The organism is Nonomuraea diastatica (assembly GCF_004349015.1).
GTDB classification, from domain to species: Bacteria; Actinomycetota; Actinomycetes; order Streptosporangiales; family Streptosporangiaceae; genus Nonomuraea; species Nonomuraea diastatica.
This window is the reverse complement of sequence record NZ_SMKP01000206.1, coordinates 1-18,209: the sequence shown is the minus strand read 5'-3', so window position 1 is coordinate 18,209 and position 18,209 is coordinate 1. Positions and strand designations below refer to the sequence as shown.

Annotated in this window: 14 protein-coding genes; 7 read left to right on the top strand and 7 right to left on the bottom strand. The window is 71.3% G+C overall.

All coding sequences use genetic code 11. The annotated features are described in order from the left end of the window. Window positions 1–194 precede the first annotated feature (194 nt). The 6 genes from E1294_RS44160 to E1294_RS44135 are packed head-to-tail and all read left to right on the top strand — an operon-like array spanning window position 195 to window position 8,987. Window positions 195–1,610 carry an L-fucose/L-arabinose isomerase family protein gene (locus E1294_RS44160; RefSeq protein ID WP_132517459.1) on the top strand — a complete coding sequence of 472 codons (1,416 nt, stop codon included), beginning with the start codon at window positions 195–197 and terminating at the stop codon, window positions 1,608–1,610. Continuing rightward, the gene (locus E1294_RS44155; RefSeq protein WP_132517457.1) at window positions 1,600–4,014 is read left to right on the top strand and encodes a glycoside hydrolase family 172 protein; all 2,415 of its coding nucleotides are present in this window, start codon (window positions 1,600–1,602) and stop codon (window positions 4,012–4,014) included. The genes E1294_RS44160 and E1294_RS44155 overlap by 11 nt, the downstream gene beginning before the upstream one ends. Beyond that, window positions 4,011–5,519 (top strand): sugar ABC transporter ATP-binding protein, encoded by a 1,509-nt coding sequence (locus E1294_RS44150; protein WP_220448292.1) that lies wholly within the window; start codon window positions 4,011–4,013, stop codon window positions 5,517–5,519. The genes E1294_RS44155 and E1294_RS44150 overlap by 4 nt, the downstream gene beginning before the upstream one ends. Continuing rightward, on the top strand, window positions 5,516–6,574 hold the full coding sequence (locus E1294_RS44145; RefSeq protein ID WP_132517455.1) for an ABC transporter permease: 1,059 nt from the start codon (window positions 5,516–5,518) through the stop codon (window positions 6,572–6,574). Before E1294_RS44150 ends, E1294_RS44145 begins: the two co-directional genes overlap by 4 nt. Continuing rightward, the gene (locus E1294_RS44140; protein ID WP_220448291.1) at window positions 6,571–7,548 is read left to right on the top strand and encodes a substrate-binding domain-containing protein; all 978 of its coding nucleotides are present in this window, start codon (window positions 6,571–6,573) and stop codon (window positions 7,546–7,548) included. Before E1294_RS44145 ends, E1294_RS44140 begins: the two co-directional genes overlap by 4 nt. After that, complete coding sequence (locus tag E1294_RS44135) at window positions 7,548–8,987, top strand: FGGY-family carbohydrate kinase (RefSeq protein WP_132517451.1); 1,440 nt, start codon at window positions 7,548–7,550, stop codon at window positions 8,985–8,987. The genes E1294_RS44140 and E1294_RS44135 overlap by 1 nt, the downstream gene beginning before the upstream one ends. Before the next feature lie 8 nt (window positions 8,988–8,995). On the opposite strand, the gene E1294_RS44130 is transcribed toward E1294_RS44135, so the two are convergent. From E1294_RS44130 to E1294_RS44110, 5 genes are all read right to left on the bottom strand, one after another. Then, window positions 8,996–9,661 carry an IclR family transcriptional regulator gene (locus E1294_RS44130; protein ID WP_132517449.1) on the bottom strand — a complete coding sequence of 222 codons (666 nt, stop codon included), beginning with the start codon at window positions 9,659–9,661 and terminating at the stop codon, window positions 8,996–8,998. 84 nt (window positions 9,662–9,745) lie between these two features. Continuing rightward, window positions 9,746–10,063, bottom strand: a complete 318-nt coding sequence (locus E1294_RS44125) for a winged helix-turn-helix domain-containing protein (protein WP_132517447.1) — start codon at window positions 10,061–10,063, stop codon at window positions 9,746–9,748. Continuing rightward, window positions 10,063–10,536 carry a hypothetical protein gene (locus tag E1294_RS44120; RefSeq protein WP_132517445.1) on the bottom strand — a complete coding sequence of 158 codons (474 nt, stop codon included), beginning with the start codon at window positions 10,534–10,536 and terminating at the stop codon, window positions 10,063–10,065. Before E1294_RS44120 ends, E1294_RS44125 begins: the two co-directional genes overlap by 1 nt. A gap of 89 nt (window positions 10,537–10,625) precedes the next feature. Next, window positions 10,626–11,882 carry a pectate lyase gene (locus E1294_RS55080; protein ID WP_132517443.1) on the bottom strand — a complete coding sequence of 419 codons (1,257 nt, stop codon included), beginning with the start codon at window positions 11,880–11,882 and terminating at the stop codon, window positions 10,626–10,628. 1,031 nt (window positions 11,883–12,913) lie between these two features. Further along, window positions 12,914–13,486: a TetR/AcrR family transcriptional regulator gene (locus E1294_RS44110; protein ID WP_132517441.1), complete on the bottom strand. Its 573-nt coding sequence runs from the start codon at window positions 13,484–13,486 to the stop codon at window positions 12,914–12,916. Window positions 13,487–13,694: 208 nt separating this feature from the next. Here E1294_RS44110 and E1294_RS44105 point away from each other — a divergent pair, with 208 nt between their 5' ends. Continuing rightward, window positions 13,695–14,156: a luciferase domain-containing protein gene (locus tag E1294_RS44105; protein WP_220448290.1), complete on the top strand. Its 462-nt coding sequence runs from the start codon at window positions 13,695–13,697 to the stop codon at window positions 14,154–14,156. A gap of 18 nt (window positions 14,157–14,174) precedes the next feature. Here the strand turns inward: E1294_RS44105 and E1294_RS44100 are convergent, their stop codons facing one another. After that, window positions 14,175–15,482, bottom strand: a complete 1,308-nt coding sequence (locus tag E1294_RS44100) for an FAD-binding oxidoreductase (RefSeq protein WP_132517439.1) — start codon at window positions 15,480–15,482, stop codon at window positions 14,175–14,177. Window positions 15,483–15,657: 175 nt separating this feature from the next. Continuing rightward, window positions 15,658–18,209, bottom strand: a 2,552-nt coding sequence (locus E1294_RS44095) for an ATP-binding protein (RefSeq protein ID WP_132517437.1), incomplete at its 5' end; no start/stop codon positions are given.

Genomic DNA, 18,209 nt, shown 5'->3' with positions numbered 1-18,209 from the left:
CCTCCCCGCCCCACCCAGGCCGGCGCCCGGCCTTTCCGCTGCTCGTACGTGGTAGCGCTCCCAGAAGGGCGGCGGGCGGTCACTGTTGCCATTCTGTGATGTGAAGCGGCATTGACGGTCCAAGGGGCTAGATCTAGCTTGGGTGGAAATCGATTTCCGAGCAATCGATTTCCACTCATGGAGGTCAAACACCCGTGGCACGTATCGGAGTGCTGAGCATCTCGGACGGACGTGACTTCGTCGCCCGCGATCTTGTGGGGCACATCAACGCCGCCACCACCGCCCTCGCGGAGGCGTTGAGCAAGGAGGGACACGAGGTGATCGTGGCCCCGGAGATCGTGGCGACCAACGAGCTGGCCACCTCGCAGGCGCGCCGGCTGGCGGATCAGCGGCCCGACCTGACGATCTTCAACTACGCGGTCTGGGCCTTCCCGCATTTCACCATGCTCGCCGCCGAGGCCACTCCGGGGCCGCTGCTGCTGATGGCCAACATCGACCCCGCCCAGCCGGGCATGGTCGGCATGCTGGCCGGCGGCGGCGGTCTCGACCAGATCGGCAGGGTGCACGCACGGGCCTGGGGCGACATCGAGGACCCCGTCGTGAAGAACCGCGTGCTGACCGAGGTGCGCGCCGCGCAGGCCGTCCGAGGGCTGCGCGGATCGACGTTCGGCCGGATCGGCGGCCGGCCCATGGGCATGTACACGGCCGTCGCCAACACCGACCAGTGGATGCGCACCTTCGGCGTGGACGTCGAGGAGATCGACCAGTGGGAGATCGTACGCCGCAGCGAGAACGCGTCCCAGACCCGTGTGAAGGAGGCTCGCGAATGGCTCGAGACCAAGGGCAACGTCCACTATGACGGCAAGCAGCTCACACCTGACCTGCTCGAACGGCAGATCCGTGCGTACTACGCGATGCGCGAGCTCATCGACGAGTGGAAGCTGGACTTCTCCGGCATCAAGGGCCAGCCCGAGCTGACCACCCACTTCTGCACGATGGACATCGCCGAGTCCTTCCTCAACGACCCCTACGACTGGGAGGGCCCGAAGGAGACGCACGTCTGCGCGACCGAGGCCGACATGGACGGCGCGCTGAGCATGCAGATCCTCAAGCTGCTGAGCGGCGACCCGGTCCTGTTCGCCGACGTGCGCCACTACCACGCCGACAAGGACGTGTGGGACCTGTGCAACTCCGGTCAGCACGCCACCTGGTACGCCGCCCGCTCCGACGACCCCGCGGAGAACCTGGCGAAGACGCACTTCTACCCCGAGGTGTTCTTCTTCCCCGCCGGCGGCGCCAGCGTGCACCACCTGGCCGCGCCCGGCGCCGCCACGTTCGCCCGGCTCACCCGCAGGGACGGCGCCTACCGCATGCACGTGATGCGCGGCGACTTCGAGCTGTACGACGACGCCACGAACGAGGCCATGGCCAGGCAGTCGACGTTCGAGTGGCCGCACGCGTTCACCAGGCTGCACGTGCCGGCCGCCGAGTTCCTCGGGCGGTTCGGCTCCAACCACATCCACGCGGTACCCGGCGACTACGTCGCCGAGCTGGAAGCGGTCTGTAAGCAGCTTGGGGTGGAGTTCGAGAGGTTCGGCGATGCGGCTTAAGACGACTCTGCTGGCGGCCGTCCTCGCGGCCGGGGCCTTGGCGGCACCCACGCAGGCGCAGCCGGCATCGGACAAGGGACCGGTCGGGTGGGACGTCTACCGGCAGCTCGACCGGCTGCCGGAGCTGCCGACCGGCGTGCAGACCAAGCAGTTCTCCAGTTTCGACCGCACGGCCGACAACAACGACGGGTTCGAGGGCACGTACTCCTGCCTGAGCACCTCCGGCCAGGGCTGCGTGCTCGCCGAGCACACCGGCGCCGGCGAGGTGCAGGCCATCTGGTTCACCAGGGACGGCGGCGACGTCAGGAAGACGGGCACGATCACCATCGAGCTGGACGGCCGCAAGGTCGTCGAGACGAGCCTGCAGGACCTGGTGAACGGCGAACTCGGCGCTCCGTTCGCCTATCCGCTCGTGGGCAACGCCGACCAGAGCTCGGGCGGCGTCTACGTCGAGGTGCCGATGCCGTACCGGGAGTCGATGCGCATCACGACCGAGCACAACCCGCTCTTCTACCACGTCTCCTACCGCACGTTCGCCGACGCCGAGGGCGTGCGCACGTTCGACCCGTCCGACAAGGCGCAGGACGTGATCGACCGGCTCAAGGCCGGCGGCGACCCCAAGCCCGCGCTCCCGGGCGCGCGCACGCACGACACCGCGATCGACCTCGCCCCCGGCAGGTCGGTACGGCTCGCCCGCACGCACGGCTCCGGCCTGCTGTCGCAGATCAGGCTGCGGCTGCCCCAGGCCGAGCAGGTCCTGCCCGAGACCGAGGCCGACGAGGGCCGGGCGTTCGGCAAGGGCGGCTCCAGCGAGTTCACGGTCACGATCGACCCTGAGAACGACGGGGTGCGGCTGACCCGGCGCATCGATCCGGCCATCGGCAAGCAGGTGGCCAAGGTGCTGGTGGACGGCCAGGAGGTGGCCCAGTGGCCGCCGAGCACGGTGGGCGCCTCGGGGATGTGGGCCGAGGAGTCCGTCGACCTGCCGGCGAACGCGACCAAGGGCAAGTCGCAGATCACGATCAAGAACGTGTTCCACTCGTCGGACCTCGACTACAACGAGTTCATCTATTGGGTGGACAGCGGCGGCGAGCGGACCGACACCGTGACCGACACCGTGGACGTGGGCGACGCCGCGGACGAGGCGGCGCACGACTACACGATCGTCGCGCAGACCTGGCAGGGCGAGCGGACCTTCGCCTTCCCGATGGAGGAGGACGAGCTCGCCAGGGTCAAGGCGACCCAGGAGGTGCTGCAGGGAGTGCGGTTGCGCATCGACTTCGACGGCGAGCGCACCGTGGACGCGCCGGTCGGCGAGTTCTTCGGCAGCGGGCACGCGATGATGCCGGTCAAGTCGCTGATGTACGCCGTCGACGCCGAGACGAGCACGATGTCGGCCTGGTGGCCGATGCCGTACGGGAAGGGCGCGACGGCCGAGCTCTACAACGGCACCGGCCGGGCGATCGAGGGAGAGGCGTCGGTCACGTCGGCCCACCGTCCCATGACACAAGATGTCGGTTATTTCGGGGCGCAGTCGCATGCCGGCGCCACCACGCCCGGCAAGAGCTGGACCTTCCTGCGCGCCACCGGCCAGGGCAAGTTCGTCGGGGTCAGTCACACCATGCGCGGGCCGACCAACCGCAACTACCTGGAGGGCGACGAGCGCGTCCACGTGGACGGCTCGCGCACCCCGCAGATCCACGGCACCGGCAGCGAGGACTTCTACCAGGCGGGCTGGTACTTCAACAGGGAGACCTTCAACACGCCCTTCCACGGCAATCCCGTGCACCTGGCCCCGGCCACCGGCTGCCCGGAGGAGGGCGACTGCACCAGCGCCTATCGGCTGATGATCGGCGACGCGGTGCCGTTCGGCAGCTCGATCACGTTCGACATCGAGCACGGCTGGACCAACAACGTCGAGGGCGTCTACTCCTCCACCGCCTACTGGTACGGCTCCGGCAGGGCGGCCACCAAGAGGACAGACGCCCTGACGGTCGGCGACCCGGCCAGCGAGCGGACCCACCGCTACACCGGCCAGGGCGAGGTCACCACGCTGGAGTCCGCGTTCGAGGGCGATCTGAAGAACGCCGACACGCTGAAGGCCACCGAGCGCGTCACCGAGGGCCCGGTCTCCTTCAGGCTGCGGATCGACCGCGGCAACAAGGGCGTCGAGCTGCGGCGCACGAGTGACCAGAGCCGCGCGGGCCAGCGCGCCGAGGTCACCGTCAACGGGCGCCGGCTGCCCGACTGGACGCAGCCGCTCGGCAACGAGAGCCGCAGGTGGCTGGAGGACACCTACCAGATCCCCGCGAGCGCGACCCGGGGCCGCGGCGAGATCACGGTCCAGCTCACGCCGAAGACGCCCTGGTCGGCTGCCTCCTACACCGCGTGGAGTGTGCGGTGACCGTTCTGACGATGCGGGCCATCGGCAAGTCCTTCCCCGGCGTGCGGGCCCTCGACGGGGTGTCGCTCACCGTGGCGGAGGGCGAGGTGGTGGCCCTCCTCGGAGAGAACGGCGCCGGCAAGTCGACGTTGATGAACATCCTGGCCGGCGTGTTCAAGGACTACGAGGGCGAGATCGAGATCGGCGGGCAGGTGGCGCACATCCACTCGCCCAAGGACGCGCGCCGGCACGGGGTCGCGATGATCCACCAGGAGCTCAACCTCGTGCCCGAGCTGTCCATCACGGACAACATCTTCCTCGGCAGGGAGCGCACGATCCTCGACAGGAAGAGCACGGAGGCGCGGAGCGCGGAGCTGCTGCGCGGTCTCGGCCTCGACCTGTCGCCGCGCCGGCTCATCAAGCAGTGCAAGATCGCCGAACGCCAGCTCATCGAGGTGGCCAAGGCGCTGTCGCAGAACGTCCGCGTCCTGGTCATGGACGAGCCGACCTCGGCACTGGCCGACGCGGAGGTGCGGCGGCTGTACGCGGTCATCCGCGACCTGACCGCGCGCGGCGTGGCCGTCATCTACATCTCGCACCGCCTCGAGGAGCTGGAGGAGATCGCCGACCGGGTGGTCGTGCTGCGTGACGGCACGTACGTCGGCGAGCGCTCGGAGGTGGACAGGGACGAGCTGATCCAGATGATGGTCGGCCGGCCGCTGGGCGAGATGTTCCCGCGGGCGGACGGCGGCGGGGCCGGCAAGGAGTTGCTGAAGGTCGAGGGGTTGTCGGTGCCGGGCGAGCCCGGCACCGGCCGCACCCCGCTGCGCGAGGTCTCCCTGTCCGTACGGGCGGGCGAGATCGTCGGCGTGGCCGGCCTGATGGGCGCGGGCCGCAGCGAGCTGCTGGAAACGATCTTCGGCGTACACCGGCCGGCCGCGGGCTCGATGAGCCTGGGCGGGCGGACGTACCGCCCGCGAAGCCCCAAGGGCGCGATCCGGCGCGGCGTCGCGCTCGTCGCCGAGGACCGCAAGGCGCAGAGCCTGGTGCTGGGCAACACCATCGCCTTCAACGCCGGCCTGCCCTCGCTCCGGCGGTTCCTGCGCTTCGGCATGGTGGACGCCCGCAGCGAGCAGGCGGCCGTCGAGCGGCAGGTGAACGAGCTGCGCGTCAAGGCGTCCGGCACCCGGTTCACCGTCGGGAACCTGTCCGGCGGCAACCAGCAGAAGGTCGTGCTGGCCAAATGGCTGCTGACGTCGCCGTCGCTGATCCTCATGGACGAGCCCACCCGCGGCATCGACGTGGGGGCCAAGGCGGAGATCCACGCGCTGATGTCCTCGCTGGCCGCCGGGGGCAAGGGCGTGCTGGTGGCCTCATCGGAGCTGCCCGAGCTGCTCGCCATGTGCGACCGGATCCTCGTGTTGTGCGAGGGCCGGATCACCGCGGAGTTCTCGCGGGAGGAGCACCCCACACAGGAGGCGATTCTCGAAGCCGCCATGGCACGACAAAAGGTGACGACCCTATGACGACCAAGACCGCGCCGCCCACGCCCGCGAAGCCGCCGGGTGAGAACCGGCTGCGGCGCACGTTCTCCGCCCTCGGCGCGGCGCAGGCCTACATCGGCCTGGTCCTGATCCTCGCGGTCGGTATCGCGACGAAGGGCGACATCTTTCTCAACGAGACGAACCTCACCAACGCCGTCGGCGCCTTCGCCTCGCGCGGCATCCTCGCCGTCGGCGTCACGCTGGTGATCCTGACCGGCGGTATCGACCTGTCCGTCGGCTCGCTGCTCGGCATCGCCTCGATGACGGCGGCGATGATGTTGTCGAAGCACTCGCTGGAACCGTGGCAGATCGTGCCGATCTGCATGGTGGTGGGCGCGTTCTTCGGCTTCCTGAACGGCGCGGGCACGGCCTGGCTGCGCATCCAGTCGTTCGTCATGACGCTGGCCATGTTGTCCGTCGTACGCGGCCTGGACCGGCAGGTCAGTGACAACGTCAGCGTCGGCACCCAGATTGCCGGGCCCGACGGGAAGCTGACGCCGCAGGCGGAGGCGTTCCAGCTGTTCGGCACGCCGGGGCACAACCTGTTCGACCGGATCTACTACCCGGTGCTGGCCTTCATCGTGGTCTGCGTGGTCTTCCACCTGATCCTGACGAAGACCCGGTTCGGCCGGCACGTGTACGCGGTCGGCGGCAACCCGACCGCGGCCCGCCTGTCCGGGGTCAACGTCACGGCGATCACGATCGCGGTGTTCACCCTGTCGGGCATGCTCGCCGGGTTCGCGGGGCCCATCGACGCCGCCTACAGCGCCTCGGCCGATCCTCAGGCCGGGCAGTCGTACGAGCTGGACGCCATCGCGGCCGCGGTCATCGGCGGGGCGTCGCTGGCGGGCGGCAAGGGGACCATCGCGGGCACGTTCGTCGGCGCCCTCATCCTGACGCTGCTGGACAACGTGCTGGGGCTCAACGCGGTCAGCGACAACTGGCAGCTCGTCATCAAGGGACTGATCGTCGTCGTGGCGGTGGTCCTGCAGCGTCCCGATCTCTTCAAGTTCTTCCGAGGAGGGTCTCGATCGTGAAGAAGGCCATCACCATCGCGCTGTGCGCGGTTCTCGCCGCGGCGTGCGCGTCGAAGGCGCCCGGCCCGTCCACGTCGGCGGACGGCGGTGAGAAGAAGAAGTTCGTCGTCGGCTACTCGCAGTCGAACAACGCCGAGCCGTACCGGGCGCAGCTCAACCTACAGCTGCAGCACTTTATGACGAAATATCCGGACATCGAGCTGCTGCCGATCGCCGACGCCAAGCAGTCGAGTGCCACGCAGGTCTCCCAGGTCCAGAACTTCATCACGCAGAAGGTCGACGCGCTCATCGTCTCCCCCACGGAGCCCGCGCCGCTGACGGCGGCCGTGGAGCAGGCGTGCCAGGCCAAGATCCCGGTCATCATCCTCGACCGCACGGTGAACACCGACTGCTACACCGCCTTCATCGGTGGCGACAACGTGCTCATCGGCAAGAAGGCGGGCGAGGAGGCGGTCAAGCTGCTGCCCGACGGCGGCAACGTCGTCGAGCTGCGCGGCATCATGTCCAACCAGCCGCAGATCGACCGCGACAAGGGCTTCCGCGAGGCCATCGCGGCCAACCCCAAGATCAAGATCATCGCTGACCGCGAGGGCAAGTGGCTGAAGGAACAGGCCACCCCGATCATGCAGCAGTGGCTGGCCCAGCACGAGAAGATCGACCTCGTGTACGGGCACAACGACCCCATGGCACTCGGCGCCTACCTGGCGGCCCAGGCCGCGGGCAAGGCCGAGCAGATCACGTTCATCGGCATCGACGGCCTGGCCATCCCCGACGGCGGCATCCGCGCCGTGCAGCTCGGCCAGCTCTCGGCCACGTTCATCTACCCGACGGGCGCGGAGGAGGCCGCCGAGACCGTCAACAAGATCCTCCACGGCCACCAGGTGGACAAGAACCAGGTGCTCGGCACGACGCAGGTCACCAAGGACAACGCGGCCGAGCTCTACAAGAAGTACGACCTGTCCGGGCAGGGCTGATGTTCCTCGGCATCGACATCGGCACCGCGAGCTCCAAAGGCGTGCTGGTGGCGCCCGACGGGACGGTGGTGGCCACGGCGGTGCGCCGGCACCGCACCGCCACGCCCCGGCCCGGCTGGTTCGAGCACGACGCGGACGAGGTCTGGTGGGCCGACTTCCTGGCCATCGCCGGGGAGCTGGCCCGTCCTGACGTCGCCGCGGTCGGGCTCAGCGGCATCGGACCGTGCGTGCTGCCCTGCGACGCCGACGGCACGCCGCTGCGCCCGGCCATCCTGTACGGCGTGGACACCCGCGCCACCGCCGAGATCGCCGCCCAGACCGAGCGGTACGGCGAGGCCGCGATCATGGACAGGTGCGGGTCGCCACTCACCTCGCAGGCGGCCGGGCCGAAGCTGGAATGGCTGCGGGCCCACGAACCCGGCGTGTGGGAGCGCACCCGGCGCGTGTTCATGGCGCACTCCTGGCTGGCATACCGGCTGACCGGCGCGTACGTGCTCGACCACCACACGGCCAGCCAGTGCACGCCCCTCTACGACACCCGCGCCCACACGTGGATCACCGAGTGGGCGTCCGGCATCGCGCCAGGGCTGGAGCTGCCCGCGCTCGCGTGGAGCGGCGAGGTCGCGGGCACGGTCACGGCCGCCGCCGCGGCCGGCACAGGGCTGCCCGCCGGGATCCCGGTGATCGCCGGGACCATCGACGCCTGGGCGGAGGCCCGCAGCGCTGGCGTCACCGCGCCGGGCGACGTCATGCTGATGTACGGGACCACCATGTTCCTCGTCGAGGTGCTAGCCGCGCGGGCCGCCTCGCCGCGGTTGTGGAGCACCGCCGGGATCGCGCCGGGGACGTACAACCTGGCGGCGGGGATGGCCACCTCGGGGGCGATCACCGAGTGGCTGCGCGACCTGACCGGCGCGTCGTTCGAGGAGCTCACCGCCGAGGCCGCCGCCGCCGGGCGTGGCGCGGAGGGGCTGCTCATGTTGCCGTACTTCGCCGGGGAGCGCACGCCGCTCTTCGACCCGGACGCGCGCGGCACCCTCATCGGGATGACCCTGCGGCACGGGCGCGGCCACCTCTACCGGGCGGCTCTGGAGGCCACGGCCTTCGGCGTGCGGCACAACCTGGAGGCCATGCGGGCCGCGGGCGGCGCGGGCAAGCGGCTGGTGGCGGTCGGCGGCGGCACGCGGGGCGGGTTGTGGACCCGGATCGTGTCGGACGTGCTGCAACAGCCGCAGGTGCTGCCCGCGCACACGGTCGGCGCCGCGTACGGCGACGCCATGCTGGCCGCCCAGGCGTGCGGCGTGACGAGCGAGGGCTGGAACCCGCCCGTCGCCACCGTCGAGCCCGACGCGGGCGCGGCCGACGACTACGACCGGCTCTACCACCTCTACCGCGACCTCTACCGGTCGACGCGCCACATCGCCCACGCGCTCGCGTGAGAGGACCCTCAGCCGGACACGAGCAGCTTCTCGATGCGCTCGGCGGCGGCCACGACGATGTCGCCGTATTGGTGGCCGGGCCCTTCCGGGGCGACCCTCGACAGCGGGGCGGACAGGCAGAGGGCCGCCACCACCTCGTCGTTGAACCGGACGGGCGCGCTGACCGAGCTCAGCCCCACCATGCGCTCGGAAACGCTCTCGAGCCAGCGCCGCTCGGGACGCGCGGGATCCGGCGGGTCACCGGCCTCCAGGATGCGCGCCGCCGAGCCGCGCGCGGTCAGCGGCAGGCGCGAGCCGACGGGCAGGGAGGCGCGCAGCTCGGCCTCGGACTCCGCGCTGGCCACGCAGAGCCGGTGATCGCCGCGCCGCACCCAGATGGCCGCCGTCTCCCCCGTGCGCGCCCGCAGGTCGTCGAGCACGGGGCCGGAGACCGTGATCAAGCTTGAGGAGGTGAAGCGACGCCCGACGTGGTAGCGCCCCTGGTGGTCGCGGCGCAGCAGCCCGTGCTTGACCATGGACGCGGCCAGCCGCTGCGCGGTCGGGACGGACAGGCCGAGGTGGCGGGCCAGCTCGGTGGCGCCCATCGGGGCACGCTCGACGGTGTCGAGGATGGCGACCGCCCGGTCGATCACCCCGACCCCCGTGACCAGGTTTCCCTGCTCCTCATCCCTCACGGCACGACCTTAGCTCCGCCGGGCGAGCCGCGCCACGACACTTGTCGGTTCTTGATCTCCATGAGCGGCACCCCTTCAGGTCGCCTAACCCTGGGCCGGCTGGTCCGACGGCAGGCGGGCGAGCGCGACGATCCGTTCCAGCGCCGCCGCGTGCCGCCGGAACGCCTGCAGGCCCTCCGAGGTGAGCCGCACGTACGTGCGCCGCCCTCGCTTCTCCTGGCCCTTGCGCACCGCGACGTATCCGGCCGCGGCCAGCGCCGAGACCTGTTTCGACAGCGCCGAGTCGCTGGTCTCGACCGAGTCCCTGAGGAAGCCGAACTCCACCCAGTCAGCCGGCGCCAGCAGCGCCACGATGGACAACCGCGCGGGAACGTGCAGGAATTCGTCGAACTGCGGATCCATCAGCCACGCCCGCCGCCCAGTTCGATGGTCGCTTTCGTGATCCGGCGATTGACGGGGGTCGACGCGACGTACGCCACGGCCATCACCGCGGCGGCCACCGTCCCCTGCGACAGCAGCCCCTCCGAGGGCAGGCCGAACAGCGCCCAGACGACGAACCGCGCGATGCCGTAGATCATGATGAGCACGGCGATCAGGCCGAGGTGGTGCACCACGTCCTGGACGGTGACCTTTCTGCGGACGGGCGCCCGGTGCTCGCGCACGATGCCCACTCCGGCGTACAGGAACAACCCGAGCCCGTTGGCGACGGCGCTCCACGGGCGCTGGAGTTCGCCCGACGCGAAGGCGGCGAAGAGTCCGAGTGCCGCGACGAGCACGTAGGGCAGGGCGAAGCTCCGGCGGAGGATCTCGTCGCGCGTCCTGTCCTGGTGGCGGTGGATGTCGTCGAGCGAGGATTGGGCGTTCTGAGCGTTCACAGGTTCTCCCCCGTCGGCGTTCTGCTTTCCTCAGAGGAAAGTAGCATGTACTTTCCTCCGAGGAAAGTAATGGGCGGGCCCCGCCGGGACTAGCGCCAGGTGATGTCGGAGGAGGAGTAGAGGCAGTTCACGCCGTCGGCTCCCTCGCCGATCTTCTCCGGCTCGTCGCCCTTCGGGACGCCCCGGTACTTCTCGCAGATCGTGGTGTCGCCGTACACCGTGATCCTGCTGAAGCGGGCCGTGTCGCCCCAGTTCGTGTTGATGCCGGCCAGCACGTCGGTGGAGCGGGCGGTGACGCCGTCCATGACCACGTGGCGCTGGTAGGAGCTGGAGCAGTTGCCGCAGGCGCGATAGAGCTTGCCCGCGTTGTGCACCTGGAAGTTCCTGATGGTCAGCGTCCCGGCGCCGTTGTGCTGGAACACCTTGTCGGAGGCGGCCTTGGCGCCGCCGCCGTCCACCAGGTAGGCGGCCGACGAGCTGGACGACCTGAACGTCGCGGCGTCCTCGCCGACGTCGTTCCACCACACGTTGCGGATCGTGCACGAGCCCTCGCAGTGGATGCCGTCGCCGGCGGGGGCGTCGATGATGACGTTCTGGATGGTGCCGCCGTTGTCCACGACGAACATCGGGTCCTGGCTCTCCCCCTGGCCGCCGTCGCCGATGCCGTAATAGCGCTTCATGCCGCCGTCGAAGAACGTGCCGACGTCACGGGTCTCGGTGATGTGCACGCTGCCGGTGTCGGAAGGCCACTGGCCGCTGCCGTCGCCGCCCCCTCCGCCGCCGCTGCCCATCTTGACGAGCTGCCACTGCTGGTTGGCGCCGCCGAGGTCGTCCCACTGGGAGATCCTGGCGCCGTCACCGGTGCCCCACTCCCAGACCTCCAGCGCCATGCCGCTGTTGCGGTTGATCAGCCGGACGTGGCCGCCGTCGGAGTCGGCCAGGCGGAACTGCTGGTTGGCGGCGTTCAGGTCGGCCCACTGGACGATCTCCGCGCCGCCCTCGGCTGACCACTCGTAGACGTCCAGCACCTTGCCGCTCAGGCGGGACTTGAGCCGGTAGTAGCCGTCGCCCGAGCTGACGAACTGCCACTGCTGCTGGTTTCCGTCGTTGCGGGACCACTGCACGATCGGCGCGCCGTCGCTGGTCGCGAAGTCGTACAGGTCGAGGGCCTTGCCGCTGTGCCGGTTGACCAGCACGTACCACGCGTTGGTGTCGACGCTGGCCGCCTGCACCGGGAGCGGCGTCACGGCGATGGCGCCCAGCGTGGCCGTCAGCACGGCCGTCAGCACGGCGGCGAGGGTCGCCGGTAGCCGGCGCCATCGTCCGGAACGAGGTTCACGTGTCAAGGTCGTCCTCCTTGCCCTTCTCGTGGTAAGCGCTTTCCCAATGGGTGCGACGCTGCCGGGATAGCCGAGTTCGTGGGGAGATCCCGCCTTGCTCGAAGGCCGGTTGCCGCTGTTCGAGCTTTGATCGCACGCGCGAGGGCCACCGTCAACCGGCCCTCAGAAGCACGCCCGCCGACCTGCGGGTTTCCGCGGTGAAACTTTCATCCGCCGGGCCCGGCGGGATTGTCGGCCGCGCCGCGTAGGGTGCCGCCATGGCTAGCTCATCGGACGGCTGGCCGTCATCGGCACCTACCGCGACGCGGAGATCGACGAGCCGCTCAGCCTGCGCCTGGAGGCCAAGGCCACCGCGGTGGGGCTGCGAGGGCTCGATCGGGAGAGCATCGCCCGGCTGGTGGAGCGCACGACCGGGTTCTCCCCTGGTGAGGGCCTGGTGACGGAGATCCACCGGCGCACGGGCGGCAACCCGTTCTTCGTGGAGCAAGACCGCCCGGCTAGGGCAAGGCGGCACCCCGCTCACCACGATCCCGCGGGGGTGGGCGCCGCGGTGCGGCGGCGGCTCTCGCGTCTGCCGGGCCCGGTGCTGGCGCAGCGCGCGCATGAATGCCTGGCGCATGGCCGCGGTGCTGGGCCGCGGGTCCACCGAGCCGACCCTGACGGCCGCCCTGGACGGTTCCCGGCCGGGTCTCGCGGCCGACTCTTCCTCGCTCGCAGAAACAACGAACCCGCCGCACGGCCCGACACGACCGCACGCGACCAGCCCACCGCTCGGCCGAACGCCGCTCGACGCAGCGAACCCACCCGACCAAACACCGCGGGACACAGCGGACCCACCGCCCGGCCGGTCGGGCGTGCGCGGCGATCGTCCCGATCCAAAGGTGCTGGCGCAGGGACGGGACGCCATGTTAATCCAACTGGCCCACCTCTACCCGGCGTTCGTGATCTGGCTGGCGACGGCCTCGATCGCGGGCGTGGCCGTGGTGACCGCCGGGCCGGCAACGCCGTCCGCCTGCGGCTCCGGCCAGGACCGTCCGTTACGCCGTGATGTCCGCCCCCGTCAGATAGTGCTGCACCACCGGCCCGATCTCCCGCACCAGGGTCTCGGTGTCCGCGTCGGCCATCGGCGGGAACCGCAGGACGTAGCGGGTGAGCGCCAGCCCCAGCAGTTGCGTGCTGACCAGCCCCGCCCGGTGCGCCGCACCGTCGGCCCCGGTCAGCCGGGCCACCAGCGCGGCGATCTGGCCGGCGAACACCTCCCGCATGCGCTCGGCCGCCATGGGGTTCGTGCTGGCCGAACGGAGCAGCAGGATCAGCACGTCGTCGGACAGGTCGCCCTCCCAGCGCACCAGGAAGTGGCGTACGAGCAGCTCGCCCAGCCGGTCGAGCGGCGGCTCCTCGACCTGGTCGAGCCGCAGGTCGACGTCCACGGCGGCGCTGAACAGCCCGGCCTTGCTCCCGTAGTAGCGCATGACCATCGACGGGTCGACGCCCACCCGCGCGGCGACGGCCCTGATCGTCATGCCCTCGAAGCCCTGCTCGATGAGCAGTTTCCTGGCGGCCGAGAGGATGGAGGTCCGTGTGGCAGCCGATCTCTCGGTGAAAGCCATGACAACGATTGTAGGCCAACACTTGTTCCACGATGGCCAAGGCGTACGATTTCCCGGCATCTGCCGTCCTGAGCCAGCGGATGGCGGCCGGAGGCCGACGACAAGCCGGTTTCGACCAGAGCCCTCCGCATACGAACCGCTTCATAGAGTAATTGTATGATAACTGAACGTGAGCACTAAAGAGACAGAGATATCCGTTCCATACGCATTGCAAGAGCGATGCGGAGAACGTCCCACAACCTATCCCGAGATCCCGCACCAGCAGCTCGACCAGATCGCGCCGGTGGAGTTGCAGGAGGAGTTGTGGCGGCGGATGGCCGGGCTCGGCCACGTACGCACCGGCGCCAGCGTCGTCTCCCTGCCGGAGACCCGCGCGCTGCACCTGGCCCCCGAGCAGGCGCTCGGGCCCGGCACGGCGTTCGTCCGGGACAGCACCGAGTTCGCCCACCTGCACGGGGTGTTCGACGGGAGCCTGCACCTGCTGCTGCCCGAGCGGGACGCCGCCGAGGCCGTGGCACGAGGGTGGGGGGAGTTCCATCCGCTGGTCCTCCAAGGCCGCTGCCCGCCCACTCTGATCATGGTGTACGGCCCGCGCGACGACGACGAGCTGGAGACAGTGTGGGAGCTGGTGCGCCGCAGCCACGCCTTCGCCTCCGGCCAGATCCTCTGACCGGAGGCGATGGGGACGTCAGGCGAGCACGGGGAAGTTGGCGCGCAGCACGTTGTGCGGGTCGCGGGCCCGCTTGATCTGCCGCAACCGGCCGGCCGCCTCCTCGGTGAAGGCATCCGCGGCCCGCTCCCCCGGCGCCAGCAACGTGTACGGCTTACGCCCGCTGACGTCCAATTCCCCGGCGTACCACCCCTGCTTGGCGCCCACCGCCGCCACCAGATCGGAGGTGGGCGCGATCCCGAACAGGTAGAGCAGGTACGGCTCCGCGAGCGGCCCGCTGGGCCCGGCGCCGGGCCGCCGCCTGGCGAGCGCGCCGCCGAGGTGCCTGATCTGGACGGCGGCCAGCGGCTCGATCGGGCTGTCCAGCAACGTCACCGCCGCCGCGTCGTCCAGACCGGTCAGCAACTCGGCCCGGGAGCGCCCGGGCGCCGGGTCGGTGGGATCGGCGGTGATGTCGCCGAGGTCGGCCACGGCGACCGTGCCGCGCTTGTCGGCGATCACCTCGTCGATCCTGCCGAGGCGGCCGAGCAGCGCCCGCCCCTCGTCCTCCGTGCCGAGGAAGGCGAGGTCGAGCGCCACCATGGGCGGCGCCTGCGGGAACCGCACCCGGTTGAACCAGAGGGTCAGCTCGTCAGGGGCCTCGGCGGTGAGCTCGCGGAAGGCCTCGAACACCTCATGAGAGCGGTGTCCCGGCCACAGGATCCGCCCGCCGTACAAGGCGGGCGCCGGATGCAGCTCGAACTCGATCGCCGTCACGACCGCGAAGTCGCCGCCGCCGCCGCGCAGCGCCCAGAACAGGTCAGGGTCGGAGTCCGCGCTCACCCTGGCCGGCTCGCCGTCCGCGCCGATGACGTCGAAGGCCCGCACGCTGTCGGCGGCGAAGCCGTGCTTGCGGCTGAACCAGCTCAGACCCCCGCCCAGGGTGTAACCCGTCACGCTCACCACCGGGCTGCTGCCGGCCAGGCCGGTCAGGCCGTGCTTGCCGGCCGCCGTCAGCACCTCGCCCCACCTGACCCCGGCGCCCGCCCGGGCCAGCCGCTCCTCCGGGCGCACCTCGACCCCGCCCAGCCGGCCGGTGCGCAGCAGGATGACGCCCTCGGTGTCGCCCGAGGCGCCGTGCCCGCTCGGCTGCGCGCTCACCGACAGCCCGGCCTTGCCCGCGTACCGCACCACGGCCGCCACGTCGCCGGCGTCGCGTGCCTCGACGACGGCGGCCACGGGTTGGTCCACGGACAGGTTCCAGGCTTTCGAGGCCCGCTCGAATCCGTCGTCGCCGGGCAGCAGCACCCGGCCGTCCACCACGCTGCGCATATCGGCGTTCGTCATGATGTCTCCTCCAACGACCACCTCCCGGTCCTGCCGGGGTCACCGCAATGACGAGCGGTGCGGAGGAAACGTGACCGGTCGAAAGCAGGAATCCGCCGGAGCGGTCGGACGTCTCATCCGAAGCCGGCCCGGCCGCCGCCTGGGTCGTCGTGGCCGGTCGGATCCGGGCGGCGGGTCAGTCCGGACGTTCGCCGAGCCCGCGCAGCGCGTCGTGAGCGGCGCAGATCCAGTGCGGCGCCCCGGCCCTGGCGGCCAGCGCGGCCGCCCGCCGGTGGTGCTCCGCGGCCGCGCCGGGCCGCCCGAGCCCGCCCGCCAGACGGCCGAGGAAGTGCGCCACGGGGCCGAGCGTGAGCAGGCCGCTGCCGGCTCCGGCGAGCTCTCCCTCGGCGGGGAGCAGCCGGGCGTAGAGACGTTCCATCGCGGGCCTGTCGCCGGCCTCGATCGCGGCGACGGCGTGCAGGCAGCTCCTGGCCTCGAAGAGCAGGTCGCGCGGGGAGCCGGGGATGGCGCGCGCGGCGGCGGTCGCCTGGTCGCGCTCGCCCCGGGCGAGCAGGGCCAGCGGCCGGGCCCAGCTCTCGTACGGCCCGTGATCGGCCGCGCTCACACCGGCCGGCGTGGTGGTGGAGGCGTCCAGGCAGAGCAGGGCGAGCGGGAGGATGCCCGCCTCCATGCCGGGCATCCCCGCACCCGCGAGCCGGGTCGCCGCCGTGCGGTAGGCGGTGCGCGCCTCGTCCCGGCGACCGGTCACCGCGAGCCGGAGCGCGGCGTACCAGGCGGTGAACACGCCGACGAGCGGCAGGTCGTGGCGGTCGGCGAGCCGGCCGGCCGCGGCGGCGTGCCGATCCGCGGCCTCCAGGTCGGCGAGCGCGGCGCTGGACTGGACGAGGATCAAGTGCCCCAGCACCTCGAACGTCACCAGGCCGTCGTGGCGGGCGGCCAAATCGACGAGTTCCTCGCCGAACGCGGCACGTTGCGGGGCGAGACCCGCCCGCTGGAAGCTCTGCAGGTAGCGGCCGTTGAGCGCGCACGCCAGCAGCACGGGGTCACCCAGCCTACGAGCGATCCCCTCGGCCTCCCGCGCCGCCTGGTCTCCCCGCGGTCCCGGGTCGGCCCGGCGTTCCATCGCCACAGTGACCAGCAGGCGGGCGCGCTCGGCGTCATCGCCGGGCGAAAGGGCGGCCAGCGTGCGTTCGGCGGCCGCGACGAGGCGGGCGGACAGGGCCTCGTCGTCGTTGGCCGTCCAGATCGCGGGCACGTCGAACGCGCCGATCACGCGCGCGGCCGGCAAGGGATCCCCGAGTTCCGCCGCCGCTCCGGCCGCCTCCGCACGGTGCCGCCTGGCCTCCTGCAGGTCACCGGTCACCGCCAGCGCCCGCACCATCCCCATGACCGCCTCCAACCGCTCCCGGGCGCCGCTGTCGTGCTGAGGAGCCCCGCCGTCCGCGCAGTCCAGAGCTTTGATCGTTTCCCGCCACAGCCGGGCAGCCTCGCGCGGCGCGAACCGGTGCTCCGCGCGCATGGCGGCGGCGCGTGTGTAGTGCGCGGTCCGGGTCGGGGCGGCACGGCCTCCGGCGCGCAGCAGGTGGTGGGCGATGGCCTCCACGTCCCCGGGGCTCATCCGCTCGACGATCCCGGCGACGGCGGCATGCCATCGGGCCCGGCGCGGGCTCGCGAGGTCGCTATACAGCGTCTCCTGCACCAGGGCGTGGGCGAAACGCAGGCGGTCGGCGTCGCCATCCACGAGGAATCCGGCGCGCAGGCCCTCCTCGACGGATTCGAGGACGAGGTCCTCGTCGCCGGCGAGCCCGATCAGCACGTCGAGGCGGGGCTCGCTGCCGACGACGGCGGCCTGGCGCAGGTGGGTGCGCGCGGTCTCGGAGAGCGCGGCCAGACGGTGTCGGATGACGTCGCGCACGCCTGCGGGCACGGTGTGCAGGGCCGCGTCGCCGTCGCTCTCCCAGACCCGGGTCAGTTCCCGTACGAAGAACGGGTTGCCCCCGCTGCGCGTGTGGATCGTGCGCGTGCTCTCCACCGTGGGCTCGCGGCGGGCGACGGCGCGCACCAGCTCGCGCACCTGGGACTCGGTGAGGCCGCCCAGATAGATCCTGGCGGGCTCGGCTCGGGCGGCGCGGCCCAGCGTCTCCGCCAGTCCGGCGGAGATCTCGGTCGAGCGGTAGGTGCCGACGATCAGTACGGGGCCGACATCCAGGTCGGTGGCCAGCGCGGTCAGGAGGGCGAGGGTCTCCTCGTCCGCCCAGTGCAGGTCGTCGAAGACCAGCAGGGCAGGACCGTTCGCGGAGACGGCCGCCAGGTGGGCGCCGATCGCCCGCTGCCGCCGGAACCGCGCCGTGACGGGATCCTCCTCGGCGACCTCGTCAGCCCGATCCTCGGCCGTGGGCGCACGGACGCCGCCGGGGACGGACGCCGTCGCGGTCTCCCCTTCCGAGGCGTCTTCGGCGTGGAAGGGCAGGTGGGCGCGCATCTGTGTCCACGGCCAGGCTGCCGGTGCGCCCGGCGGTTCCGGGCTCGCGCCCCACGCGATGGCCCATCCTGCCTGCTCAAGGCGCCGGGTGAGCGTTCTTGCCAGGACGGTCTTGCCCGCGCCCGCCTCCCCCGACACCAGCGCGAGGCCCGCCCGGCCCGCAGCCGCGGCGGTCGCCGCCGCCCGCTCCAGCTCGGCCAGCTCACGAGCACGCCCCACGAACGGGTGCCCGGCCACACCTTGAT